Genomic DNA, 23,242 nt, shown 5'->3' with positions numbered 1-23,242 from the left:
TGGCTTCACTTTACTCTTTTTCAGTTTGTTGTTCTTCATAGACAAATTCAATTTCCTCTAACTTACGGCTATACTTCACTTTCAAGTCAAGATGCTTGAAATACCAAAGATCTTTTTCTTCGATAAAAAAAGTAATCCCATCAAGTTCAGCTTTTGAGCCGATTTTATCCGGTGGGTCCTGACTAATACCAAGTGAAAAGCCGCTCTGGATATTTCCACATCCACCGTAACGGGCAAAAAAGCGAATAAACTCTCCCTCACCTTTTAAATTGAATTCCTCTTTAAACCAAGTAAGTGCAGGCTTTGTAATTTGAATGTCCAAACGTTTCACTCCTAATCTATATCGAACGGATCCATTGTAAAATTAGTGTAACAAGAAAACGTTGAAAATGTCCATTTTTTCCGTTTATAGATTGAATTACGCCTAAAATGTTTCCTTGTAGAAACATTTTTGCTGTTTACTGAATAAGTTGTAGTAAAGAAAAGGAGAGATGGGTATGGGAAGTAAAAAAAGAATCATTCAATATGCTTATCTACTCACTAAAATGGGTGCTCTCAATGAAGATCAAAAAGATCAGTTATTAAAAGAATTAAAAAAACAAAAATAAAACGTGAAGCAGAAGCTTCACGTTTTATTTGAACCCTTTTCCTTTAGTTAAAATACAAGGAACACCTTTTCCTATTGCTCCCGGTGCACTCATCTTCTCTACATATGCCATCCCCCTTGAACAAGGAGTCTTGCACTTTATGCAGGTCTCAGAAGTGACCGATTTTAATGTATAAGCATATTTTTCGCTTGCCGTCTTTTTTGGTACATGTTTTGCTTTTGAAGACTTTTTCTTCGCTGCCATCTAATCGCCCCATTTTTTTGATAAGATGATGTATCTTATGCAAACTAGGCGAATCGGTGAGCACTTACCTATTGAACAAATGAATCGATCGTTTCAACAAGCTCAACGATCTCAGGCTTACTAATTTGCTTGTCAGCCCCGACTTTCTCCCCTTTATGATAAAGGTCCGTTGTAATTAAAGAAGAAAAAATAATCACCGGAATTTGTTTTAAATGTTCTTCTTGTTTGATTCGAAGCGTTAGATGATGTCCGTCCATTTGAGGCATTTCAATATCGGTAATAATTAAGTCCACTTTAAAGGTTTGATCTTCTTTCACTAACCTCTCTAAATAATCCCAAGTTGCTTTCCCATCTTCAAAGAAAGACAGTCGTTCGTAGCCAGCTTCTGTTAAGGTGTCTTGAAGAAGCTTTCGTAATACGGCGGAATCTTCTGCTATAACAATACTTTTCTCGGATCGATCGCGTGGCCCTAAATTCTTTACTTGTTCCAAACTTAACCCTGTCTTCGGATTAATATCAACGACGATTTTTTCAAAATCTAGTAATAACGACATTTCACTTTCGAGCTTCACAATACCAATCGTGTGACTTTCAGCATTTAATGAGAGTTCACTTGGCTTCTCTATTTGTTCCCAAGAGATACGATGAATACGTGAGACGCTATGTACATGAAAAGCAACCTTCATTTTATTTAATTCAGCTACAATCAATTTGTCTTGATCTGGTTCATTAGATGGTGGTAGGTTCAATACTTGTGCAAGATCAACTACAGGAATCACTTCTTGTCGTAAACGTATAACCCCTTCCACATGCCGATGAGCATTCGGTGTAGCTGTGATCGGGAGAGGATTAATAATTTCTCTTACTTTAAGAACATTGATTCCAAATGTCCCATTAGCTACTTTAAACATAACAACTTCTAATTCATTTGTACCACTATCTAGTAAAATGTCCGTATGCCCGTTCATGTCATTCCTCCAAATTAGGTAAATCTATGCCTTTTTATATTGTAAGTGTATAGGATAAAAGAATGAGTAAGCAAGATTTATTTCAAAAAGAAGAGCCTACAGTATTGTAGACTCTTCCAAATTCGTATTAAACGTTTGTTTCAATGTCACTATCTTCACGTAGTTCCGCAACGATTTGATCACGTTGTGCCATTTGAGCTTCTTGAATTAACTCAGCTTCAATGGTATCACGTTGCTCTTCAAATGAAGGGATTTCCTCAGCGCCAGCTTCTTCTGCCATTTCTACTTGTTGATCATAAGCAGTTTGAAGTTCTTCCTCAGAGATCTCTGGAGCTTCTGTTTGATCTTCGATGTACTTTTGAACTTTGATTTGTCTCTCAAAGTCTTCACGAATATCATCAACTGTAAAGCCCTGTTCTTCTAACAATTGCTCAAGTTCTTCTTCTGAACCAATTTGTGCTTGTTGCATTGCCATTTCAAGTTCAGCGTTTACTTCTTCTTCTGATACTTCTACATCTTCAGCAGCTTGAATTAATAAACGGTCGTCAATTAACCCGTCAAGAATGACAGTCTTTAATTCTTCAAGCATTGCTTGTCCTTCTTCATCATTAAAATCAATGCCGAATTGAGAATACATCATCGCTTGTGATTCAAGCGCATTAACGTAATCGTCTTTGTCAATATCTTCTCCATTAACGGTTGCAACTACATCTGGAATATCCTCTGTATCTAAAGATAACTCACTTGGCGCTTCTGTTTCTGGATGTTCAGCTGCCTCATCAGTTGTTTCCTCTGTTGGTTGTTCTGTTTCGACTTCTGTCTCTTCGTTGTCTCCACATGCTGCAAGCGTGATAGCTAAAGCAATAGCCGCCATGCCAAGTCCTAGTTTCTTTTTCATAAGTAAACCCCTTTCTTATCTTAAAGCATGTGATGATTGTAACATAATCCAAGCCAATCTACATGCTTGTACACTTTTAACCACCTATTCATACATTACTCTTTAGGACCATTATGAAAGTTTGTCAAATTAAAATCTGATTAAACCTTGATATATTAGGTCCTTCTATCGATCATTCAATAGATATTGAAAAATTATGTAATTGAATAAATGTATTAAGTCTATAAGTAAAAGACATTAATGGGTTCAAGAACCCATTAATGTCTTTACGTTAACAGCAATCCTGTCCGCCACCAACCATTACAAGACCTTCGCCTTGTTCAGTCTTCTGCATATCAAGCGTTAGAGTCGCTACTTGATCATAAATTCCTTCTTCAAAAGCAACATCAATGCCATTAATGACTTCACGTTTATCAGATTCTGCCGGCTCATCCAGAGCCAGCCCAAGCTTAGGACCTCCTCAGCCCATGCCTGCAAAAACAACACGAATCGTTTTTAAACCGTGTTCAGCCAGTGTTTCTTCAAGAAACGATCTTGCACTATCTGTAATATTCATCTCTTTCACCTCACTTCGTTGTTAGTATACTCCATCAGCCTCTATTTTTCATCCCTTAACTTCTATTTCTATTTTGGTAGCATTCGTATAAAGTTTTCACCAGCAAAGCCTTTGACAACCTCTTCAGGATAATACTTGAGAAGTTGATTGATTAATTGATCATACTGGCCCGAATGTTCAAGTTGATCGATATGTACAGCGATCCCATCGAAGTCCGATCCAAATCCAATATGGTCTGTAGCACCTAAACTGCATAAGTGATCAATATGTGTGATCAGGTCAGAAATGGTCGCTTTTTCATTACCTGTTACAAAAATAGGGTGAAATACGACTCCAATATACCCTTCCTTTTTAACTAGAGCTTGGATTTGCTCATCGTTTAAATTTCTAGGGTGATCACAAAGCGAAAGGGCATTTGAATGACTAGCAATCGGGTAGTCAGCCAGCTCCATAACTTCCCAAAATCCTTTGACACTTAGATGAGACACATCCGTCAGCACAAGGTTCTCATTATTTAACTGGACTACTTCTTTGCCTAACGTCGTCAGCCCTGCCCCACGCGCTTCGCCAATGCCATCCGCGCATAGATTTGCCTGATTCCATGTCAATCCAACTGATAAGACTCCCAACCTGAAAAGAGTTCGTAATTTGGTCAGATCATCCCCTATCGAATCTAAGCCTTCTAGCGTTAAAATAGCCCCAACTTCATTGTCTTTGATTGAATCAAGATCAGACCAACTTTTAACCCATTTCATGTTCGGTGTTTGTAGCACTTTTTCATGAAAAAGATCTGCTTGCTCTAATGCCGCTTGAAATTTTTGATCACTTTTAATAAATGGTTCCACAAATATAGCAAAACATTGTGCAGCGACACTACCAGCATGAAGGCGGCTGGCATTCGCTTCAATCGCTGGATCATCAAAGAAGGACCTTGATGGTTTTTCCCATAGCTTTAACAATGCATCACAATGCGTATCGATAATTCTCAAGCTTTCCCCCTCCTTATCTACTCACCTTTTGTGTGTTTATCTCATATATATACTTGTAAGTACTTGCACTTATAGGAGGGATTTTCAGTGTCTGAAAAAGAATCATGGTCCAGCAAGCTCCCTCAAGGCTATCAGGACATTTTAAAATCGATCGACGACTTCTTCCAACAAACCCATGAAAGACTTGTTGATCACCCATTGTTTTCCCAAACCATCCCGATCAGAGTGAGCAATCAACGATCACAAGTATTGATTGAAGCTGAATTGCCGGGTGTAGATCGAAAGCAAATTTCACTCGATGTCTATAACCAAGGCATTCATATAAAAGTGCGTGAACAAGAAGAATTACTCATTCAAGAAGACAAGACCCGGACAGAAGAAAGGCATCAATCCATTCGTATTCGGGAACGATTTATCCCACTAGGCTTTCACCTATCCAAATCGAATGTGAATGCCCATTACAAGAACGGCTTGCTTTCTATTCAAATTCCGATTACCCATCAAAGAATTGATATTCAATAGGAGGAAACATTATGTATCAGCCAAATCCACAATGGCCATCTCCCCACCATCATATGCCTTATTACCAGCCTTATCATAGTCCTCCCAACGGTCCTATGAATTATATGCATCATCAGCCTCAACCTAAAAAACGAGGATGGAAACAAGAATCTTCCATCCCACCAGGTTATCAAGGTTTTGGGCAACCACAGTCATGGAGCCCTCCTAAGAAACCTTCATTAATGAAGGCTGCTTTCACTGGAGAAGATGGAAGTTTTGATGTAGGAAGAACGTTTCAAACAGTAGACCAAGTCGTTAAAACCGTACAACAAGTCTCACCTATTGTTAAACAAGTTTCACCGCTGGTTAAGCAAATGAGTGCCTTATTCATTAAAAAGTAATGATTACACTTCTTTCATCATCAGACCATAAGCGAGTGTTTGATTAGCATTAATTAATTTGATTCCCTGTGAAGGAACAACATCCACTTTTAAGTAATTACCAATTTCTTCTTCTGCTTTTTGATCGTAAATAAAGGAAATTCCATTGACGTTGATTTCAACATCTTCTTCGCCTCGCTCATCCAGAGCGAGGTAAAACTCTATCATCGTACTTCACTCATATGTATCCCGTGCAACAATACGTACTGATTTATTCGATCGATCTAATTGACTTAAATACGTTTCTCCTCGTTCAGTTAAAACAACATTCATTTATTTCACCCCCACTCCTTATTTCTTCTTATCAGTGTATAAGATTGACTGCTCGTTGTAAAACCTCTACAAAAAAGAAAAACAACTCACAATCGAGTTGTTTTCACTACTTCGCTATAGTTGGTGTTGGATCATTCATAGACTTAAATACCATTAACCCAACTGCACCAACAAGAGCACTTACTGCAAGACAATAATAGAGAGCCTCTAGACCAAATCCATCAATCATCCATCCTCCAAACAATGAACCAAATATCCCAGACAATCCGAAGAACGTAGTAATAAAGAGAACATGCCCGGTTGCTTGAAGGTGTTCAGGAATTAATTTATTTACAAATTGAAACCCAGCAATGTAAAACATTCCAAACGTAATGCCATGAGCCAATTGTAAAGGTAGGATCATCCATGGTGCTGTTGCTAATCCCATAAGTAACCACCTGATGCTATAAATAAAACCGGCTACTGTGACAAACGTTAATGGTTGCCATTTCTTAAACCATAGAGGACTTGTAGCAAAAACGAGTGCTTCTGCCGAGACTCCAATAAACCATGCCCAGCCAATTAACGATTCAACACCGCCAAGATCCACAATATATAAGCCTAGATAACTATCATTCGCTCGGTGGGTAATCGATATGAAAACGACAAATAATAAAAATAACATCAATTTACGATCAAGACCTATTTTTAACGCACTGATGATGGTCACTGGCTTGTTTGTTCCTTTAACATCCTTAATCGATAAAGCCATAATTAATGCTAAAGTAGCCATTATCAGCATCGGAATCATTAAGCGATCGACGCCTATAACTAATAATACATAGCCGGTAAGTAAGGATGTCGTAGCAAAGCCAAGTGATCCCCACATTCTTATACGACCAAAGCTCACACTTTTTAATGTGGCTGTTTTTTGTGACAAGCTATCTCCTAGAGCTGTTAATGGGGACAAGAAAAGAAATAAAATAAACATCATCACAAGGTAGCCATAAAATTGACTCATAAACATAAAGCTGAACGTAGCTACAACCACCCCACATGCACTAATGATGATCATTCTCTTTATTGTTTTGTACTTATCACTCATATAACCCCAAAACGGTTGGGCAATAATTGTGGCAAATGGACCTATCGCCATTAATATACCTACTTGATTTCCACTGAGACCATCTGCCTGGAAATACAACGGTATATAACTCATCACAATCGTCATTGTCGAGTAGGCAAAAAACAAATAGGCCATTAACCGATACACTGACCGATACTCCATCTAACCCTCTCCTAACACTATCATTCCTTTAATAGAATACTCCCATTGATTGTCATTTACTAGTGCAAAAGGAAATATCACTATTTTCAGTCTAGTCTCAACACAAATAAATACAGCTTCTCTTTGGAAGAGAAGCTGTACGAAGGATTAAGATGTAAATGTTAAAACATCCTCTAATTCTTGATTGCCATCATATAGAGATATTTTACTCGGTTTATCTTCCACGGCTAGTTCTTTTGCTTTATCGATCGCTTCCATCTTTGTATTATAAGAATGAACTGGTGAAACGTCTTCGATCTTCACCATCCATGCTGAGCTATCCTTGTTTGGTACGACACTATATTCTTTCATGATTAACACTCCTTTAAAACATTATGTCTTTTTCTAAGAAGCTAGCACTTCTCCGATAATTTCATGTCCCTTAGCTTTCGTAAAATTCTTATGAATGACTTTTACATTACGATAGGTTAAATGTTTCTCAAATTCAGCAACAGCCTCATTTGAACCTGATAAATAAATCGTATCCCAGCCGGCTCGCTTCGCTTTCTTCTGAATAACTTGAGCCAGTTGCTTAAACCAGCGTTGTTGGTTTGCTTCAAAACGTTGTTCATACTGATCTTTATGCGTTGCACTAGAAGCTGTACGGTCTGTAGAAGCTGTTCCCTCATATTCTTTCCAATCCTCATCATCAATGTCCCAGCTATACGTAAATTCTTGATTAACTTCTCCTAGACTGGTCTCAATAGCCAGAACATCAAGCTTCTGCACGACAAGGACCCCTACCTTTGGAAAATCAGTCTGAATTTTTTCTAATTGTTCAATAGCAGGATACTTTTCCCATCTAAATTCATTTTCTACTGGAACATTCAATTGTTTAATTTGCCACTCACCTGTTGAGGAACCTAGAAATACGAGACTTCGTGTTAAAGTCGTTTGCATGTCTGGAATTTCCTTAGATGCAATTTTTTTCAGCTTTTTATAAGAGGCAAGCTCCTCGTCATTACTTGCTTGAATATACTCTTCAAGTTTACTTAGACCATTTTTCAAGCGGATCTTCCATTCCCCTTTTTTCTGGTCTGTACTTGATTGATCCGTGTTTAAGTAGATTGTTAAACATCCATCTTCACAACGTTGTTCCCGTAATTGCTGGAGTTCTTTTTCTAATGCCATGTATGTTTAGTCCTCCTTTAATTTGGGAGAGTATATTCTCCAATGTTAGAGAACTATAACCTAAGTTTTTGGTAATTAAACCTTATTTTTGTAAACAAAAATAAAATGGAGACATATGCCCCATTTTATCTGTTTATAATAAGTCATTTTGTTCAAATAAAAACGTGTATGGAATATCGACAAAGACAAAAGCATCACCAGAGATCGGATAAGAATAAGTTCTAATATGTTCTTCCTTTTCAATATCAGCATACAGGTCAGATAAAATCCCTCTTTTTTCAACATTCATTCGAACAATGTTTTCAAGGAAATATGGGCGCCAACTCCAGTTTTTATAGCGTCCCTCTTCTAATAAAGACCAGTGACCATTTGGATCTTTTTCAATGTTTGAAGAAAGTTGAAAACCATCCTGATTGCATACATAAATCCGAAACGCATAATCGCTACAATCTTCAGCTATTTTTGTAACTACTTCATCATATGTATCATCTGCTTCAATTCGTTTCATCGTCTGTTTAATTTGTAAACTTAAATCATTCGTTAACGTTAATTGAGCTTCCATTTTTTTACGTTCAAAGGTGATAAAATGCTGAAACTCTTTTTGAAGTCTTTCTTTGCATGAGTCTTCTTCGATAAAGTCATCTTTTGGCATCCCCATATAAAAGCCTTGATAATAACGACCTCCATTGCGCCAAGCATAGTTTAACTGATTGAACGTTGAGACACCTTCAAATAACAAAGTAGCCCCAATTTTTCTCGATAGCATACTAAGAGAATGATGCACCTCACGATAGAGATGTGGTAATGAATTATTCTCTAAAAAGCCGGTATCCACCTTAACAATATTAGGTGAGAGCATCGCAATCCGCTCTAGATTACTATTTGATTGTCCTACATTATCAATCGCAATTCGAATCCCTAGGCTTTGAAGGTAGGCTAGTAGATGTTTACACTCTTCCACTTTATCGAGAATTTCTTCTTCTTTAAATTCAATCACGATTTGATCTTCTCTTAATCCTTTTTTTAAGAAAGGGTTCAATGTCTCTAAGAGGCTCTCGCCATCATCTTTTAATAAAAGGTCAATATCATTGTTGAAAAATAATATACTTGATTGATTCGACTGTAAATACTTAGTGATTGCAAGTTTTTGTAGATGTTCCTGTATTTCGAATCGATACTCATCTGGTATCGCTTTATCTTGAAAGAACCACCCTAAGCTCTCGACTCCATTTTCAGTTTGAAATCTAGCGAGCACTTCATAGCCAACTACTAATTGTTTATCGGCACTTACAATCGCTTGGAAGTATGGTACAACCCGATCTTTATTCATCATGACGTCTAATGGATCCAATATGCTCACCCCCAAAAACACCTTCTACTTTGATAATTATACCATATTTAAAATAGAAGTGATTTAAGAGAGATTCGCTAGTTTTATGAGCTTGATCGGTCCTTTAAAAAAGCAAGGATCTTTCTTGCCACATCCTTAGGCCTTTCCTCCGATAGTAAATGACCAGTTTTTGTAAAACAAAAAAATTCTGCATGGGGTAAGTCTTGTGCTAGCCGCCTCCCGATTCTCTCAGGAATAATCCGATCTTCATCCCCCCATAAAATCAAACAAGGCTGAGTAATTCTTTGCAATTCTTCTCTACCAAGATCACCTTCTCTTGTTCTCATTAATCCAACCAGTCCATCACAAAAATGGGGATCTGCAAGGGGTAAACTATATTCATCGATCGCCTCTTGAGTGATCGCTTTTTTATCATGCACAACTTGAGTAAACATTTGCTTCACATTTCGCTTTGCTATCCACCAACGCATCGCTCTTTTGGCAAAAGGAAAGTAAGAGGCATAAATAAATCGTCTTTTTACCCGCTTTAAGTAACCAGAACTTGATAACAAAATAATAGAAGAAATTAAGCTTGGCTTCGTTCTCGCTGTATACAAGGCCACTTGCCCTCCCATTGAATGACCTACAACCGTGACATTTTTTAATTGAAGCAACTCGATTAATGAGATGACAAGGTCTGCATAACTTTGAAATGAGTAACAAAACTTCCCTTGCTTCCCACTCCGTCCAAACCCTGGTAGATCCATACAAAGAACTTCATAATGCTTGGTGACAAAAGGAATCAAGTAACGAAAACTATAGCTAGAAGAAACAAATCCATGAATAAAGACTAATGTACCTCGCTTTTCTTTTCGTGCAAAATACCGTTCGTAATATAGATCCGTCTCCTTTAAATACACAACCGATTTCAAAAAATGTTCCCTTTTCATATCCCATCCCTCATCTTAATTAATCTTTGTGTTGTTTCACTCGCTTTTAAATCGTAATATAGTAGGTATATTGACCTGCGACGTGTCAGTTATAAAGGGGGACCACTAGTTGTCTGTTTATAAAAATTTCGTAAAGAATGTAGGGATCTATTATCTGTTCGGCTCTCTAATAGCAGTTATCGGCGTAGGCGTTGTACTAATCCCAACGACCCTTTCTTTAGAAGCACGGGATATTCTTCCTTTAGGAGTTGTTGTTTTCCTTTCTTTTTTAACGATGATCTCCATTGAGTTTTATTTTTTTAGACGTCATACGAAGCCTATCAAGCATATTTTCTTAACTGAAAATCCTACATTTCAAGAATTGAAAGCAGCCTATTATCAGATTCATCGTTTTCCTAAATTGACTGGGTATCGAATTCTTGGACCTCATTTAATTGGCATTAGTGTCCCTGCGATCTTACTTACGATCTTTTTTATTGAAATTGAGCTGCTTCATATCCCTTATGAATACATTTTATATGGGTTAGTTTGTGCAATCTTAATTGCTGGTATGCACGCCATGATTGAGTACTATCATACATCTAGTGCCATTTTCCCACTTTTGGATCATGTTCAACAAGAAGCGCTCCAACGGTATAACCAAGAACTCACATTAGAAGGGGAAACAGTAGTTTCTTTAAAAACAAAATTTCAATTAAGTGCATTGTTATTTGGCGCCTTCCCTTTACTTCTTTTTAGCTTGGCTACACAGATGCGACTTAGTCAAGGAGAAGCCTTACTGATCGAGATCTATTGGATTTGGTCTATGCTTGTTTTACTAGTAGGTTGCGGATTATCTTTGTATGGGGCGAGACTTTTGTTTTCGATTGTGCAACAGCCTTTAAATCAACTGCATTCGAAAATGAAACAAGTCCAGGAGGGTTGCTTTACTGTCCGGGCATCCGATTATTACTCAGATGAATTCTCACAAACCATTCACGGATTTAATCATATGGTGAAAGGACTTGAATTAAGGGAGAATGTGAACAATCAATTATATGAAAGCTTCTTTGAAACGTTAGCGACAACTCTTGATGCAAGAGACTCCTATACTGCTGGACACTCGCTGCGTGTAGCTGAATATGCGGTTCAAATAGGTAAGAAAGCAAGCTTGGACGCACATCAACTTTTAATTCTTAGAAAAACAGGCCTTCTACATGACATTGGAAAGATTGGTGTCCCTGATCATGTTCTACTAAAGGATGGACGCTTGACGAAAGAAGAGTTTAAAGTCATCCAACAGCATCCCGTTCTAGGAGAAGATATTTTGAGAACCATTCAACCGGCTGAATTGATGGAGAAACTAATACCTGGAGTACGTTCTCACCACGAGAGAATTGATGGAAAAGGGTATCCTGATCAATTAATTGATCATCAAATCCCCTTATACGGGAAAATATTAGCTGTAGCAGATGCTTATGATGCGATGACTTCAGACCGCCCTTATCGCATGGGAATGAGCAAAGAAAAGGCCTTAACGATTCTACAAGAAGGAAAAGGGACTCAATGGGATGCCCAGTTTGTTGACTACTTCTGTGAGTGGTTGATAGATGAACACCAACTAGAAGTCTCATCTCTCTTCACGCATTCATAAAACAGAAAAGAAAAACCTACTAAGCGTAGGTTTTTCCCGTCTTAATATTCACTTAAATCATAAGGTGTCTCTTGATATACATAGTAGTTAAGCCAGTTGGAAAAAAGCAAATTCGAATGTGCACGCCATCTTAGTTTTGGCGCAGCCTCTGCATTATTTTGTGGAAAATAATTTTCAGGCAAAGAAATATCAAGACCTCTTTCGACATCTCGTCTATACTCATCTTCTAATGTACATGTATCATATTCAGAGTGACCTGTTACAAAGATTTGTTTGCCATTTTTAGCTGCCACTAAATAAACGCCAGCCTCTTTTGACATACTTAAGATATCAAGGTCAGGGACCTTTTCGATCTCATCAGGAAGAATGTCTGTGTGTCTCGAGTGGGGTGCTAAAAATTCATCATCAAAGCCACGCATTAACTTTACATTTGGTTGTTCAATACTATGGGTAAAAACGCCAAACAATTTCTGCTCCAGCTCGTACTTTCTTACGCCATAATGATGATACAAGCCAGCTTGTGCACCCCAACAAATATGGAGAGTGGATGTAACGTTTGTCACGCTCCAATCCATAATCCGCTTGAGTTCATCCCAGTAATCAACTTGTTCAAATTCAAGCTTCTCAACTGGAGCACCTGTGATAATCATTCCATCAAATTTCTTTGACTGAATCTCTTCAAATGTTTTATAAAATGAACGAAGATGCTCTTGGGGTGTATTTTTTGAAACATGGGTATCTGGATATAAAAAAGATACATCTACTTGCAGGGGCGTGTTCCCCAATAATCGTAATAATTGCGTTTCTGTCGTCTCTTTAATTGGCATCAAATTCAATATGATAATTTTCAATGGTCTGATATCCTGTGAGTAGGCACGGCTCTCATCCATTACAAAAATGTTCTCAGCGTTCAGTACTTCTTTTGCAGGTAGGTGATCTGGAATCTTGATAGGCATAGATCTCGGCGCTCCTTTTCTTTAATCACTAAATGATAAAGAGATGTCCTTCATTACAATAAACTGTTAAACTAAAATTATAACGATTGTTTTAAATTATCACAAAATTCAATGTTAATCAATCATTTAAGGAGATGTTAGATGATGAAAATTCGAATTGAGTGGATCTACCGTATACCTAAAGGAAATCGCACCTTTTTCATGCAGTCAGAGTTTATGACGCTTAACGACGTTCTCCTTCTATCATCTGACTTAGAAAAGAGTGGACGATTAAAATCAATTGAGTACTTCGATCAACAAGATCGTAGTTGGACAAAGAAAGAACTAGATAAACTATCGAAAATCCATGAAACGGAACCACAAGATGTCAGTGTCTATGTAGATGGTGGTTACGATAAAAACACGAAATTAGCTGGACTGGGTATCGTCATTTATTTTACCCAACATCAGAAAAAATGGCGAATCCGTCGAAATGAACAAATTGAATACATAACAGATAATAATGAAGCAGAGCTTGCGGCGATGCATGTAGCGATGCAATTATTAGAGGAAAATGAGGTTAGACACCAAACGATTACTCTCTACTCAGATTCACAAGTAGCCGTCAACCAAGCTTCTGGTGAATGGCCTAGCTATGAAGAAAACTATCGTTTATGGTTAGATAAGATAGACGACTTGAAAGGAAAAATGAAGCTTGAAGTTCAATATGTACAGATTGAACGTAAGGATAACAAAGAGGCCGACCAACTTGCGAATCAAGCATTAAGTGGGATTAAGATTTCCGGGAAGAAGGAGCGTTCAACCTAAAAAAAGCGACTCGCTAAGAGTCGCTTTTACTAATTCGTTGAAGAAGAATTTCAGCATATTGATCTGCCAACCTTGTGACACCGAGCGGTTCTGGTACACGACCGTATTCTTCATCGTGAAAATCAGATCCACCTGTAAGCAACAATTCTGCTCCTGTATTCGCCTCAATTTGATTCACTAACGTTAAGTACCGTTGAACCGTTTCGGCGTTATGATCGCGATGGAATACTTCAATTCCATCTAAGCCCCACTCGCGCACCCATAACTCAATTTCCTCGTCTAATCCGTAATAATCAGCATGTGCCACAACGGCAACCCCATTATAGCGATGGATAAAGTCAATGGCCTCTTTGACCGTCATCTCTTTTTGCTTTTCGACGAATCCAGGTTTCCCTTCGGCTAGAAATTGATCAAATGCTTCACTAACAGAATTGACATACCCCGCATCAATCATTGCTTTTGCCACATGAGGTCGTCCAATGCTTCCACCATCCACATGCTTAAGCACGTCGGCACGAGATAGCTGCACGCCAGACTGGGATAATTTATTTATCATCTGATTCAATCGTTCGCTTCGATATTGCTGTTGTTCACTAAGAAACGCTAGCATTTCATGATTTTCGTAGTCCATCCCATAACCGAGAATGTGAACGCTTCTACCATGAATTTTCGTCGAAAGCTCAATCCCAGGAATAACGGTTAATCCTAAGGAACGTCCTACTTCTATTGCTTTAGGAACCCCTTGAACCGTATCATGATCTGTTAGAGCAACGATTTTCAGTCCGACTTCGTAACATTTTTTCATCAAATCGTCTGGAGAATAGTTTCCATCTGATGCAGTAGAGTGCATATGCAGATCACTATCTTTATTTATTGCCATCTACTGTACAGCTCCTTTTATTCGTCTAAAGTAATTGGCCAAGTTACTTGGCCTGTTCTTAGATGATCCGTATACACCAACTCATACTCTTGTTCAACAGGAACCTCAAAGCCTATTTCCCCGCGGTTTTTACGTTCGGGGTGAAGTTGCCCACCTAATATACCCTTTGTTTCAACTCTTGAAGAGTGTGAATAGGCATAGCCTTCTGAGTCTACTAACGTCACTTTAAATAAGGTGAATTCCTGAACATTTGATCCTACATTTTCAAGAGTTAAGTCAATGATCACGTAATGATTATCGTTATTTTCAATTGGTTCTGTTCGAACGTTGTTCACAGTCATTTTTAATCCATTGATTTCTTTTGTTTGCTCCCCGCGTTCTACACTACCCATGCTTTCTTGTCCATCTAAGCTAGAGGTAGGTATACTACTAAATGAGTAACCCCCTACTAAAACAAGTAGGATCAACAATGCCGCTAATAATACAAATTTGCCTTTCATCAAGCTTTCCTCTCCTCAACCGGTGTTCATTTCATTCTTTAACAACCTTTATACGATATGCTGGAGTGAAAAGTTTCATGACTTTTCTTATCTCCACCAGCTATCAAAGATCGTCACAGGTAATTGACGTTTATGTTCCGTCATACGGTATCTAGCCTCAATCTTTTCTACAATAGAAGCCTCTACCTCTTTACCTTCTAAATAATCATCTAGATTATCATACGTCATTCCTAAAGCTTCTTCATCAGGAAGACCTGGCTTATCATCTTCTAAGTCCGCAGTTGGAACTTTAACATAGAGTCGTTCTGGAGCTTCTAATGTTTTTAGAAGTTCTTTTCCTTGTCGCTTGTTTAATCCGAACAACGGGGCAACATCACAAGCACCGTCTCCATATTTTGTGAAAAATCCTGTGATTGCTTCTGCACCATGGTCCGTTCCGATAACTAGACACCCATAATGAGCAGCTAAATCAAATTGAACTTTCATACGTTCGCGTGCTTTCGTGTTTCCTTTGTTGAAATCAGACATTTCTTGACCAGTAGCTTCGTTGAAGGCTGCTTCACTTGCATCAACAGCTGCTTTAATATTAACCGACTTCGACACACTAGGCTCGATAAACTCCATCGCAAGATTCGCATCATCTTCATCATGCTGAATACCGTACGGCAATCTCACCGCAATAAATTGATAGGTCGAATCACTAGATTCAGCATTCAGCTCATCTACTGCTATTTGAGCTAATTTACCAGCTAACGTAGAATCCTGACCTCCAGAGATCCCAAGTACATATCCTTTTGTGTGTGATTTCACTAAGTAATCTTTAAGAAATTGAACCCTTGTTTTAATTTCTTCCTTTGGATCAATGGTTGGCTTTGTATGTAGTTCTTCTTGGATTTGTTGTTGAATAGTAGCCATGATAACCCCTCCTCATTTTTACTTCTATAGTAAGTATTCCTATTATACCAATATCTCAAACTTAAAGTTTGTCTAAAACACGAAAACGAGAAAGCTGTTTAAGCATTCCCTCTTGTTTTAGAATCTCATATTGGGTTTGTCCGACCAAATCAAAATGAGGGTAGCGATCATGACAATCAAGCCACTCAGGCTTCAAGCCATAATTCCTACCCCAGCTTACTAGCTTTTTCATATCTGAACAAGCGACTTTGGTAACAGATGTACATCCCGGAAATCGATCATCAATCCAGTAGTGAGTTAAAAACGCAATCTCGCCCCGATCAGCCTTTTGTTTCCATGCTTTTAGCTCTTTCTTTGTAATCCCAAATGCCAACTTGCTAACACCTCATTTGCTCTTGTTTGCCTTATCATATCACGGCAAACCATTTTTTTCTTCTAACTTGCTTTTTTTCTTTATCCTTTTGTAGTAAGCGAATTTTATGCATAACATCATCTTTTTTTGACGTGGAAGGTGTGGAGCTTGAACCGGTTAGTTTCAATTGAGATCCAGTCACTTCAGATTCAACCATTCTATCTAATGATTGCACAGCGAGCTCACGAACATCTGGGTTATCTGATTGCATTTGTTTGACGACAAACGAGAATTTTTTCCAATTCATTTCATTTTGATTATTCTTCATCATTCATCTTTCCCTTCCATGATTTTCTTTATCAATAGATTCCACAAAAACGAAATGGACCCTTTAAGAGATCTTGTAGCAATTCGTCTAGTTTTACTGACGATTAAGCAACTTTTGTCCGTTTATGGAAATTGATAAGAAAATGATAGAAAGGAAAAAAGAGCAAGGCATCTGCCTCACTCTCCAACGACTTATTTGTAGCCATTTTCTCTAGCTTGTGCTTCATCTTTCATTTCAGCATCGAATGCTTCAATACTCTCTTGACGATGAGCGTTCTTCTCTTTAATTTGTTGCTTCTGCTCATCCTTCATATCTGTGTTCGCCATTGATTCCTCAGCGGCTTCGATATTGTGCTGGGTGTTTTCTTTCATTTGCTGTAATTTTTCAACATTGTCTGCACGATTATCTGGTTTTGCCATCAAAAATCCCTCCGCAACATAAGATGTGGTACGTCCCTTAGTATGGAAGCCCACGATTATTTCATACGAGGATTTATGATTTTTTTATTTTTTCGTACGCTTCATGCCAAACAGGAAGTTGTCGTTTGATGGAAATCGGTCTAAATGAATCCTTTTTGACACAGCAATGTGTAGTTTCACCGGTGACACATGTCTGCCCTGCTTCATTTATAATTTCATATCCATACACGACTCGAATCCCATCATAGCGTTCTACCCACGTCTTCACCGTTACTTCTTCCCCGTACGTTGCCGGGTGCTTATAGGATACTTGGATGTCCATCACAGGCGATAAGATCCCCTCTGCTTCCATCTGTGCATAGTTAAAGCCAATTTCCTTAATAAGGCGTGTTCTCCCTAACTCAAACCAAATGACGTAATTTGAATGATGGACAATACCCATTTGATCCGTTTCTGCATACCTTACTTCAACATTCGTTTCTGAAATGAACATTCTCTACCCCTCCATATTTTGCACAACATCTATATCTTCACGTGTAATTGTTTGTAACATCTCTTTATTCATCTGTTGTGTATCTTCTTCCATTAAGCGACTTGCTTGAGCTTGAATGAGTGAATCGAGTAACCCCGCTACATACCTCCCATTACCTGGATGCCCCTCACTTGGCACTATAGTATGAAGCATCGCTTGTGCATCACCTTCAAACGTATACCCTAGTTGGTCTGCTCTCTTTGTCATCATTTCTCTTAATTGATCTCCGGTGAAATCTCGAAATGGAACGGTATTTTTAAAGCGTGAGCGTAAGCCAGGGTTAATCGATAATAATTGTTGCATCTCATCTTTGTAGCCTGCCATGATAATCACAAGATTCTCTTTATGGATCGTCATTTCTTGTACGATGGTTGCTAATGCTTCTTTTCCAAAGTCATTTTCACCGCTAGAGCTTAGTGAATAAGCTTCATCAATGAAAAGAACACCACCAAGTGCATCTACAATTTTTTCTTTTGTTTTAATGGCTGTTTGACCCACATAACCTGCAACAAGGTCTGCTCGACTGACTTCCACAACATGTCCTCGTTTTAGGAGACCTAATTGATGAAGTGCTTTGGCATAAATTCTCGCCACAGTTGTCTTTCCAGTGCCTGGATTCCCACTAAAAATCGCATGTAGTTCAAGTAGACTTGTCTCTAAATCGTGGTCCCGTCTAAGCTGTTGAACCTTTACAAACGAAGTTAACCGTTCAATTTCTTTTTTTGCATCACTTAGTCCAACAAGTTCATCGAGCTGCTCAATTGGGTTCGCCTCATCTACGTTTTCATTCTTTTCCTTAGCTTCAAAATCCCACGCTTCTAGTAATAAGAAGTCATTGGAATTTGCCTGATCGAGTGAGACGGATGCCCCTTTTTGAAAAATGGCATCTAGCACAATGTTTTTAACCGTTCGCCCATTTCCAAATGACTCATCTACTTGCTGCTGCTCAATTCGCTCTTTAAGAGTGGCAATTGCCCCTTCAGTTATAACGAAATCATTATCAATTGCCACTTGCTTAGCCATCTCAACCAGCTCGCTTGTTGAGTAGTTATTAATATGCACATGGTTTTGATCTGGAAAACGACTACGAAGGCCAGGATTGGCTCGAAGAAAATTTCTCATTTCCACAGGATATCCTGCTAATATGACAGCAAATTCCCCTTGATATTTTTCACTCGTCATAGCAGAGACAAGTGTATCAATAGCGGCTTGCCCGTAATCTTGTGTCGTTTGACCAGCACGCTTTAAGCTATACGCTTCATCGATAAACAAGACTCCCCCTAGAGCTCTTTCGATCGCTTGAGTCGTTTGTTCCTCTGTTTGACCGATATAGCCTCCGACTAATTGAGAACGATCGACTTCGTACACCTCAGGTCGCTCGAGCAAGCCAAGTTCATGATAAATAGTGGCGATAAGCCTAGCTAATCGAGTTTTACCTGTGCCAGGGTTACCGGTTAAAATCATATGTAGGCTCAGTTCATCTTTAAAACGAAAACCTTGTTCTTTTCTTGCCTTTTGATATTGCAGAAACTGATAAAGCTTAGCGATCCTCTTTTTAACATCTTCTAAGCCGATCATGGAATCGAGCTCTTCAAGCGCCGTTTGTGACTTCTTTTCAGGCGCAAAAGATTCAAGCTGACTTTCCCATTCCTTTTTAGCCGCTTCAATCTGTAACACCGCATGATGAATTTGCTTAAACTGGGCAGCAGAATAATAGATCCCTGTTAACGAATTCGCATATTCCTTAGTAGCAGATTCAATAACAGAAAAAGGCTCACGGAAGGCAGCATAGGTTTGTTGCAACGTTAAAATTAAGGACTCGTATGGCGGTTCCTTTGTGTATTTAATGGATTGTTCAGCATCTGAAAAATGATCGAGCATTTTTTCATCCAACTCAAAAAATTGTGTAGCTAGCTCATGGTACAATTCGGCTGTTTTTTTCTTAGCACTGCCATGGTCCGTTTCACGTATTGGAGGAAACTTGGTAGGAATCGGCAGTTGTCTGCATTCCATTAAGATCTTTTTCAATCGAACGGTATGGGCGATTTCATTTGTTGGATTGAATGAAATAGCTTGATTCATCCATTCCATCACTAAATGATCATGAGCAGACTCCACACGTTCCATTCTTTTTGCCGCAAGTCTTGCATACAGTTCTGACGTCATTGCATCGGTCTGTTGTGTTGCGTCTTCCTCTTTTAGTTGTCTAATTAATTGAAGCGCGGTTGCCTCTTGAAATTGCTTGGCATCCTCATCAACCTGTATTAACCACTTTTCAATCTGATCCATCGTCCATTTTTCTTTCATCATTATTGCCTCACCTCGATCTCATGCCAAACATTTTAACACTTTAGCCGTCAACTTGCATTCCTCAGCTTTTTTGGTCTCGCTTTACGCACATATGTCCCTACATAGACTCCGCTTAATACAAGTAGCGCACCAACCATTGCTGAGGAAGTGAAAGCCTCTCCTAAAAATAACGTCGCCATGATAACGGCAGAGACAGGCATCACATTTATGAATATAGACGCTTTAGCAGCACCGATTTGTTGGATCCCGTAGTAGTACATAATAAAACTAACCACTGTTACTAACACACTCATATGAGCTATCGATAACCATGCTGTTGGACTCGCATGTGAAATGGCATCCCAAGGCTGTTCAGCTAGCGAAAAAGGGAGTAAAAAGAGGGTCCCAAACGCAACAGCATAAGTAGTCGATACAATCGGACTGTATTTTTTTAAGACGACTCTTCCTAGCACACTATAGAGTGCCCAACTTATAACGGCCCCTAATAAGATGAGGTCAATGGGTTCAAATTGAAATTGAGTGATGATTTGAATATTTCCTTCGGTCACGATTAAAACAACGCCACTTAGAGCGAGAATAAGTCCTATAATTTGTTTTTTTGTAATCTGTTCTTTTAAGAATACACCTGAAAGCAAAACGATTAACATCGGATTGGCTGCAATAAATAGGGAACTCTTAATCACAGGGGCGTGCTTACTTGCTAGAAAGAAACAAATATTATAGATTGCAATTCCTGTTAAACCGAGTAAGGCAAACATGCCCCAGTCTTTCTTTGTTGGCTTTGGTCTATTTTTCTCAAGCAGCCACATAATTGGGAAAAGTAGAATAGCTGCTCCTAAAAAGCGTAAAAAGGCAATCGTTGAAGGCTCGAAGCTTTCAATCGCTAATTTACCTGCGATAAACGCACTTCCCCAAGTTGCGGTTGCAAGAGTGAGCATGGCATAAATCAGCCATTGTTTTTTTCTCTCCACTCTTTATCACCTCTTTTTTCTTCCCATTGTACTCCTTTTCTTCGTTAAGCGAAATAATCATTTCATGGTAAACAGAAAAAAAGCGCTTATCATCACATTAATGACAATAAACGCCTTCTTCCATTACTTCTCTAGCATAGGTTTGGATGACCGTTCCATCAGCTGAAAGAAAATCGATAGGATGTTGGTCATTCCAAAGCTCATTGCTAGAGGTCGTATTAATAAACACATTTGCCTCAAGCTCTGCAATATAAGAGCCACCTTCATAATGAATTTGGACACGCGCTACATCTTCTGGTTGACGAATCATTCCAAATGTCACATACGTATAATCATACGCATCATGATGCCAATTTCCATTTTGAACGCGGAATGTACGAATTTTTTGCTCTTCATCCGTGATGGCGGTTCCCCCAATGGTAAGCATTGAAGCAGGTAATCGTTTAAAACCACCTGAGGTCACCTCAATCATTTGTGCAACGAGATCAGAATCATCTACGGTATAAACAACCATTTGCCTATTCGAATCAAGCTCTTCTTGCTTTAAAATCGCGATCTCCGTCTCTTCTGAATAACTTGCTTTGATCGCATCATAATCTGTTTCATAGACAGTATCATCAATCACGGTCTCTACAGGTGTGGCACTTATCATCAGTCCACTATACATCAGTAAACTAGCGATTAAAAAACCAGCTAACCCTATCCAAATTTTATGTGATTGGAGAAGAATAAACATACCTACTATAAACAATAAAAGACCAACCACAAGAAGAATGCTAGATGATGTATTTAGCTCAAATTGCAAGGTTTGATTGACTAATATTGGCTGATTCAAGAACAATTGAATCAATGGTGAAATTTGTTCGGTCTGAAGCGTTTGGATCACTTCATGCGGTGGTGTTTGCTCTGTCATAAAAGCCGTGACAGCTAAAATGAAGAACGCAATGACTGACTCCATTCGAAACGATGATTTCATCGATCTGGCATGCCCATGCTTTCTTATCCTTCGAAGAAGCAAACTATGGCGCAATCCAAATAAAAGTAAAGGAACAAATAAAATATGTTTAATGACCAGTAATTGACCGTACGTAATCATCCATGAATTCACATATTCCGGTACGATATTGCCCATTAACAGAAAACCGGTTAACGTAATCGCTCCTACACTTAAAGCTGCTAACGGGGAGTACCAAGCTGCAAAAGCAGCAGGGTTCTCCATAGGATGCTTTACGAACCACGCCACCATAAGCAATGGACCGATCCACAATGAGGTAGCCAGCAAATGAATTGAATTTGAAAGAAAACCGCTGATTCCCGTCAGTGATGCTGCATGACTCGCCCACCCTGATAAGCCAATTAAAACGATGACGAGAATAAGTTTACCTATTCGTAACGGCAGGTCCTCGCTGTTATTTAATGTTAGGACCACTAAAATACTCGCTATAAGGAGACTATAAAATGCCGCCTGCCCAGCAGAATATGTTAAGAAGACTGTATAGATCGCTTCAAACCATCCGACTTGAAACTGTTGTACAAGAACGGTTATAACCGTTGTCACAGGCACAAAAAGCGCCAATGGAACAAGAAAAGTCATCACGACTAAGACTCTTTGTGAAACGTGAATCCTCGGACGTCTTTGATCAGGAATCACACCTAAAAGGTGATAACCTGTTAAAAAGAGGAGAGCGGCGAAAAGGAGAAGATTACTTACTTCCGTCATTGTCGACCTCTACCTTTTCTTCTTCGTGCCAATAAGATGAAAAAGGCAACCACAGCTACAGCAGCGATTATAAGCGGTTGGACGAAGGACTCTTCTTCTACAGCTTCTGTTTCCCTTTCATTCACAGTAGAATCATCCACCATTCCCTCACTGTCTTCTACTACCTGTTCTTCTTCTCCCTGAGGCGCTTCTTCACTATCACCTTCACCAACTACCTCTTCATCTACTGAAAATGTGTAACTTCCTTCCGTTTGGTGAGTATCCGCACCGATTGCCACCCATTCGACTATGTAGGTCCCTGCTTCTAATGGTGACTCGAGTGTGACGTACATCGAAGGGCTTTCGATCAGGATATCGTCTACCCTGATCTCCTCTTTCCCATCTTTTGTGACCGTTACCGTACTAAACTGCTCAATCCCGCCATTAAAAAGTAACTGTAATTCGTCAATTGCTTCATGAATAACTTCTCCATCGGCTGGAGACGATTCACTCATATATGAATGAGCTAATGCATAAGTGGGAGTGATCATGATTATGCCCCATACAGCAAGTATTAAAATTCTTTTCATGTAAACCTCCAATTACCAAGTATTCTACTATGTTTAATATACTATTATTCTCCTTTATCGTAAACTTAAATATAAAAAATTAATACGTTACGTGAAATTAATATAAGGTAAATGCTTTTACGAATAAACGATTTATGAGAAAATAGACAAGAATCTA

The 23,242-nt window shown here is 38.7% G+C and carries 28 protein-coding genes; 4 read left to right on the top strand and 24 right to left on the bottom strand.

Features of this window, described 5'->3' with window-relative positions; translation table 11 throughout:
• Window positions 1-10 precede the first annotated feature (10 nt).
• The 6 genes from AB3N04_RS19505 to AB3N04_RS19480 form a co-directional block, all read right to left on the bottom strand.
• Window positions 11-322 carry a HesB/YadR/YfhF family protein gene (locus tag AB3N04_RS19505; RefSeq protein WP_368504213.1) on the bottom strand — a complete coding sequence of 104 codons (312 nt, stop codon included), beginning with the start codon at window positions 320-322 and terminating at the stop codon, window positions 11-13.
• A 310-nt stretch (window positions 323-632) separates the two neighbouring features.
• Window positions 633-851 carry a hypothetical protein gene (locus AB3N04_RS19500; protein ID WP_368504212.1) on the bottom strand — a complete coding sequence of 73 codons (219 nt, stop codon included), beginning with the start codon at window positions 849-851 and terminating at the stop codon, window positions 633-635.
• A gap of 68 nt (window positions 852-919) precedes the next feature.
• Window positions 920-1,819, bottom strand: coding sequence for a chemotaxis protein (locus tag AB3N04_RS19495; protein WP_368504211.1), 900 nt, complete (start codon window positions 1,817-1,819; stop codon window positions 920-922).
• Window positions 1,820-1,946: 127 nt separating this feature from the next.
• Window positions 1,947-2,717 (bottom strand): SurA N-terminal domain-containing protein, encoded by a 771-nt coding sequence (locus AB3N04_RS19490; RefSeq protein ID WP_368504210.1) that lies wholly within the window; start codon window positions 2,715-2,717, stop codon window positions 1,947-1,949.
• A 271-nt stretch (window positions 2,718-2,988) separates the two neighbouring features.
• The gene (locus tag AB3N04_RS19485) at window positions 2,989-3,273 is read right to left on the bottom strand and encodes a HesB-like (seleno)protein (RefSeq protein WP_368504209.1); all 285 of its coding nucleotides are present in this window, start codon (window positions 3,271-3,273) and stop codon (window positions 2,989-2,991) included.
• Window positions 3,274-3,341: 68 nt separating this feature from the next.
• Entirely contained in the window at window positions 3,342-4,262 is a 921-nt protein-coding gene (locus AB3N04_RS19480) for a dipeptidase (RefSeq protein WP_368504208.1), read from the bottom strand.
• 87 nt (window positions 4,263-4,349) lie between these two features.
• On the opposite strand from AB3N04_RS19480, the gene AB3N04_RS19475 reads away from it, so the two are divergent.
• Both AB3N04_RS19475 and AB3N04_RS19470 read left to right on the top strand, forming a co-directional pair.
• A complete protein-coding gene (locus AB3N04_RS19475) occupies window positions 4,350-4,784 on the top strand; it encodes an Hsp20/alpha crystallin family protein (RefSeq protein ID WP_368504207.1) in 435 nt (144 codons plus the stop codon).
• Between the two features lie 11 nt (window positions 4,785-4,795).
• Window positions 4,796-5,164, top strand: a complete 369-nt coding sequence (locus tag AB3N04_RS19470; protein WP_368504206.1) for a YppG family protein — start codon at window positions 4,796-4,798, stop codon at window positions 5,162-5,164.
• Window positions 5,165-5,167: 3 nt separating this feature from the next.
• Here the strand turns inward: AB3N04_RS19470 and AB3N04_RS19465 are convergent, their stop codons facing one another.
• The 6 genes from AB3N04_RS19465 to AB3N04_RS19440 form a co-directional block, all read right to left on the bottom strand.
• Entirely contained in the window at window positions 5,168-5,371 is a 204-nt protein-coding gene (locus AB3N04_RS19465; protein WP_368504205.1) for a hypothetical protein, read from the bottom strand.
• Between the two features lie 211 nt (window positions 5,372-5,582).
• Window positions 5,583-6,743, bottom strand: a complete 1,161-nt coding sequence (locus AB3N04_RS19460; protein WP_368504204.1) for an MFS transporter — start codon at window positions 6,741-6,743, stop codon at window positions 5,583-5,585.
• 147 nt (window positions 6,744-6,890) lie between these two features.
• A complete protein-coding gene (locus AB3N04_RS19455; RefSeq protein ID WP_368504203.1) occupies window positions 6,891-7,094 on the bottom strand; it encodes a DUF2188 domain-containing protein in 204 nt (67 codons plus the stop codon).
• A gap of 33 nt (window positions 7,095-7,127) precedes the next feature.
• On the bottom strand, window positions 7,128-7,913 hold the full coding sequence (locus AB3N04_RS19450; RefSeq protein ID WP_368504202.1) for a VLRF1 family aeRF1-type release factor: 786 nt from the start codon (window positions 7,911-7,913) through the stop codon (window positions 7,128-7,130).
• Window positions 7,914-8,046: 133 nt separating this feature from the next.
• A complete protein-coding gene (locus tag AB3N04_RS19445; RefSeq protein WP_368504201.1) occupies window positions 8,047-9,273 on the bottom strand; it encodes an EAL-associated domain-containing protein in 1,227 nt (408 codons plus the stop codon).
• 74 nt (window positions 9,274-9,347) lie between these two features.
• Entirely contained in the window at window positions 9,348-10,193 is an 846-nt protein-coding gene (locus AB3N04_RS19440) for an alpha/beta fold hydrolase (protein ID WP_368504200.1), read from the bottom strand.
• A gap of 109 nt (window positions 10,194-10,302) precedes the next feature.
• On the opposite strand from AB3N04_RS19440, the gene AB3N04_RS19435 reads away from it, so the two are divergent.
• Window positions 10,303-11,826: an HD domain-containing phosphohydrolase gene (locus AB3N04_RS19435; protein WP_368504199.1), complete on the top strand. Its 1,524-nt coding sequence runs from the start codon at window positions 10,303-10,305 to the stop codon at window positions 11,824-11,826.
• A 41-nt stretch (window positions 11,827-11,867) separates the two neighbouring features.
• On the opposite strand, the gene metA is transcribed toward AB3N04_RS19435, so the two are convergent.
• Window positions 11,868-12,782 (bottom strand): homoserine O-succinyltransferase, encoded by a 915-nt coding sequence (gene metA, locus AB3N04_RS19430; protein ID WP_368504198.1) that lies wholly within the window; start codon window positions 12,780-12,782, stop codon window positions 11,868-11,870.
• A gap of 141 nt (window positions 12,783-12,923) precedes the next feature.
• Here metA and AB3N04_RS19425 point away from each other — a divergent pair, with 141 nt between their 5' ends.
• Window positions 12,924-13,589 (top strand): reverse transcriptase-like protein, encoded by a 666-nt coding sequence (locus AB3N04_RS19425; protein WP_368504197.1) that lies wholly within the window; start codon window positions 12,924-12,926, stop codon window positions 13,587-13,589.
• A gap of 13 nt (window positions 13,590-13,602) precedes the next feature.
• Here AB3N04_RS19425 and AB3N04_RS19420 read toward each other — a convergent pair whose 3' ends face one another.
• From AB3N04_RS19420 to AB3N04_RS19370, 11 genes are all read right to left on the bottom strand, one after another.
• The gene (locus AB3N04_RS19420; protein ID WP_368504196.1) at window positions 13,603-14,469 is read right to left on the bottom strand and encodes a PHP domain-containing protein; all 867 of its coding nucleotides are present in this window, start codon (window positions 14,467-14,469) and stop codon (window positions 13,603-13,605) included.
• A 17-nt stretch (window positions 14,470-14,486) separates the two neighbouring features.
• Window positions 14,487-14,969, bottom strand: a complete 483-nt coding sequence (locus AB3N04_RS19415) for a DUF4352 domain-containing protein (protein ID WP_317121315.1) — start codon at window positions 14,967-14,969, stop codon at window positions 14,487-14,489.
• Window positions 14,970-15,056: 87 nt separating this feature from the next.
• Window positions 15,057-15,884, bottom strand: coding sequence for an ammonia-dependent NAD(+) synthetase (gene nadE / locus AB3N04_RS19410; protein ID WP_368504195.1), 828 nt, complete (start codon window positions 15,882-15,884; stop codon window positions 15,057-15,059).
• 61 nt (window positions 15,885-15,945) lie between these two features.
• On the bottom strand, window positions 15,946-16,257 hold the full coding sequence (locus AB3N04_RS19405) for a hypothetical protein (protein WP_368504194.1): 312 nt from the start codon (window positions 16,255-16,257) through the stop codon (window positions 15,946-15,948).
• A gap of 34 nt (window positions 16,258-16,291) precedes the next feature.
• On the bottom strand, window positions 16,292-16,567 hold the full coding sequence (locus AB3N04_RS19400) for a hypothetical protein (RefSeq protein WP_368504193.1): 276 nt from the start codon (window positions 16,565-16,567) through the stop codon (window positions 16,292-16,294).
• 188 nt (window positions 16,568-16,755) lie between these two features.
• On the bottom strand, window positions 16,756-16,983 hold the full coding sequence (tlp, locus tag AB3N04_RS19395) for a small acid-soluble spore protein Tlp (protein ID WP_317121147.1): 228 nt from the start codon (window positions 16,981-16,983) through the stop codon (window positions 16,756-16,758).
• A gap of 73 nt (window positions 16,984-17,056) precedes the next feature.
• A complete protein-coding gene (locus AB3N04_RS19390) occupies window positions 17,057-17,476 on the bottom strand; it encodes an acyl-CoA thioesterase (RefSeq protein WP_368504192.1) in 420 nt (139 codons plus the stop codon).
• Between the two features lie 3 nt (window positions 17,477-17,479).
• Entirely contained in the window at window positions 17,480-19,825 is a 2,346-nt protein-coding gene (locus AB3N04_RS19385; RefSeq protein WP_368504191.1) for an AAA family ATPase, read from the bottom strand.
• A gap of 47 nt (window positions 19,826-19,872) precedes the next feature.
• Window positions 19,873-20,796: a DMT family transporter gene (locus AB3N04_RS19380; protein ID WP_368504190.1), complete on the bottom strand. Its 924-nt coding sequence runs from the start codon at window positions 20,794-20,796 to the stop codon at window positions 19,873-19,875.
• A gap of 97 nt (window positions 20,797-20,893) precedes the next feature.
• Complete coding sequence (locus AB3N04_RS19375) at window positions 20,894-22,516, bottom strand: copper resistance D family protein (protein WP_368504189.1); 1,623 nt, start codon at window positions 22,514-22,516, stop codon at window positions 20,894-20,896.
• A complete protein-coding gene (locus AB3N04_RS19370; protein ID WP_368504188.1) occupies window positions 22,513-23,085 on the bottom strand; it encodes a copper resistance protein CopC in 573 nt (190 codons plus the stop codon). The genes AB3N04_RS19375 and AB3N04_RS19370 overlap by 4 nt, the downstream gene beginning before the upstream one ends.
• Window positions 23,086-23,242 lie beyond the last annotated feature (157 nt).

This window comes from Alkalihalophilus sp. As8PL, assembly GCF_040939795.1.
In the GTDB taxonomy this organism is placed as follows: Bacteria; Bacillota; Bacilli; order Bacillales; family Bacillaceae_D; genus Alkalihalophilus; species Alkalihalophilus lindianensis.
This window is presented reverse-complemented; position numbering and strand designations above follow the sequence as displayed.

What these genes read in the sequence shown, in the direction of transcription:
- AB3N04_RS19450 (WP_368504202.1), bottom strand. Translation starts at nt 7,913, where the DNA reads ATGGCATTAGAAAAAGAACTCCAGCAATTACGGGAACAACGTTGTGAA.
- AB3N04_RS19415 (WP_317121315.1), bottom strand. Translation starts at nt 14,969, where the DNA reads ATGAAAGGCAAATTTGTATTATTAGCGGCATTGTTGATCCTACTTGTT.
- AB3N04_RS19375 (WP_368504189.1), bottom strand. Translation starts at nt 22,516, where the DNA reads ATGACGGAAGTAAGTAATCTTCTCCTTTTCGCCGCTCTCCTCTTTTTA.
- AB3N04_RS19385 (WP_368504191.1), bottom strand. Translation starts at nt 19,825, where the DNA reads ATGATGAAAGAAAAATGGACGATGGATCAGATTGAAAAGTGGTTAATA.
- AB3N04_RS19470 (WP_368504206.1), top strand. Translation starts at nt 4,796, where the DNA reads ATGTATCAGCCAAATCCACAATGGCCATCTCCCCACCATCATATGCCT.
- AB3N04_RS19400 (WP_368504193.1), bottom strand. Translation starts at nt 16,567, where the DNA reads ATGATGAAGAATAATCAAAATGAAATGAATTGGAAAAAATTCTCGTTT.
- AB3N04_RS19495 (WP_368504211.1), bottom strand. Translation starts at nt 1,819, where the DNA reads ATGAACGGGCATACGGACATTTTACTAGATAGTGGTACAAATGAATTA.
- AB3N04_RS19465 (WP_368504205.1), bottom strand. Translation starts at nt 5,371, where the DNA reads ATGATAGAGTTTTACCTCGCTCTGGATGAGCGAGGCGAAGAAGATGTT.
- AB3N04_RS19490 (WP_368504210.1), bottom strand. Translation starts at nt 2,717, where the DNA reads ATGAAAAAGAAACTAGGACTTGGCATGGCGGCTATTGCTTTAGCTATC.
- AB3N04_RS19370 (WP_368504188.1), bottom strand. Translation starts at nt 23,085, where the DNA reads ATGAAAAGAATTTTAATACTTGCTGTATGGGGCATAATCATGATCACT.
- AB3N04_RS19440 (WP_368504200.1), bottom strand. Translation starts at nt 10,193, where the DNA reads ATGAAAAGGGAACATTTTTTGAAATCGGTTGTGTATTTAAAGGAGACG.
- tlp (WP_317121147.1), bottom strand. Translation starts at nt 16,983, where the DNA reads ATGGCAAAACCAGATAATCGTGCAGACAATGTTGAAAAATTACAGCAA.
- AB3N04_RS19390 (WP_368504192.1), bottom strand. Translation starts at nt 17,476, where the DNA reads ATGTTCATTTCAGAAACGAATGTTGAAGTAAGGTATGCAGAAACGGAT.
- nadE (WP_368504195.1), bottom strand. Translation starts at nt 15,884, where the DNA reads ATGGCTACTATTCAACAACAAATCCAAGAAGAACTACATACAAAGCCA.
- AB3N04_RS19500 (WP_368504212.1), bottom strand. Translation starts at nt 851, where the DNA reads ATGGCAGCGAAGAAAAAGTCTTCAAAAGCAAAACATGTACCAAAAAAG.
- AB3N04_RS19420 (WP_368504196.1), bottom strand. Translation starts at nt 14,469, where the DNA reads ATGGCAATAAATAAAGATAGTGATCTGCATATGCACTCTACTGCATCA.
- AB3N04_RS19455 (WP_368504203.1), bottom strand. Translation starts at nt 7,094, where the DNA reads ATGAAAGAATATAGTGTCGTACCAAACAAGGATAGCTCAGCATGGATG.
- AB3N04_RS19460 (WP_368504204.1), bottom strand. Translation starts at nt 6,743, where the DNA reads ATGGAGTATCGGTCAGTGTATCGGTTAATGGCCTATTTGTTTTTTGCC.
- AB3N04_RS19425 (WP_368504197.1), top strand. Translation starts at nt 12,924, where the DNA reads ATGATGAAAATTCGAATTGAGTGGATCTACCGTATACCTAAAGGAAAT.
- metA (WP_368504198.1), bottom strand. Translation starts at nt 12,782, where the DNA reads ATGCCTATCAAGATTCCAGATCACCTACCTGCAAAAGAAGTACTGAAC.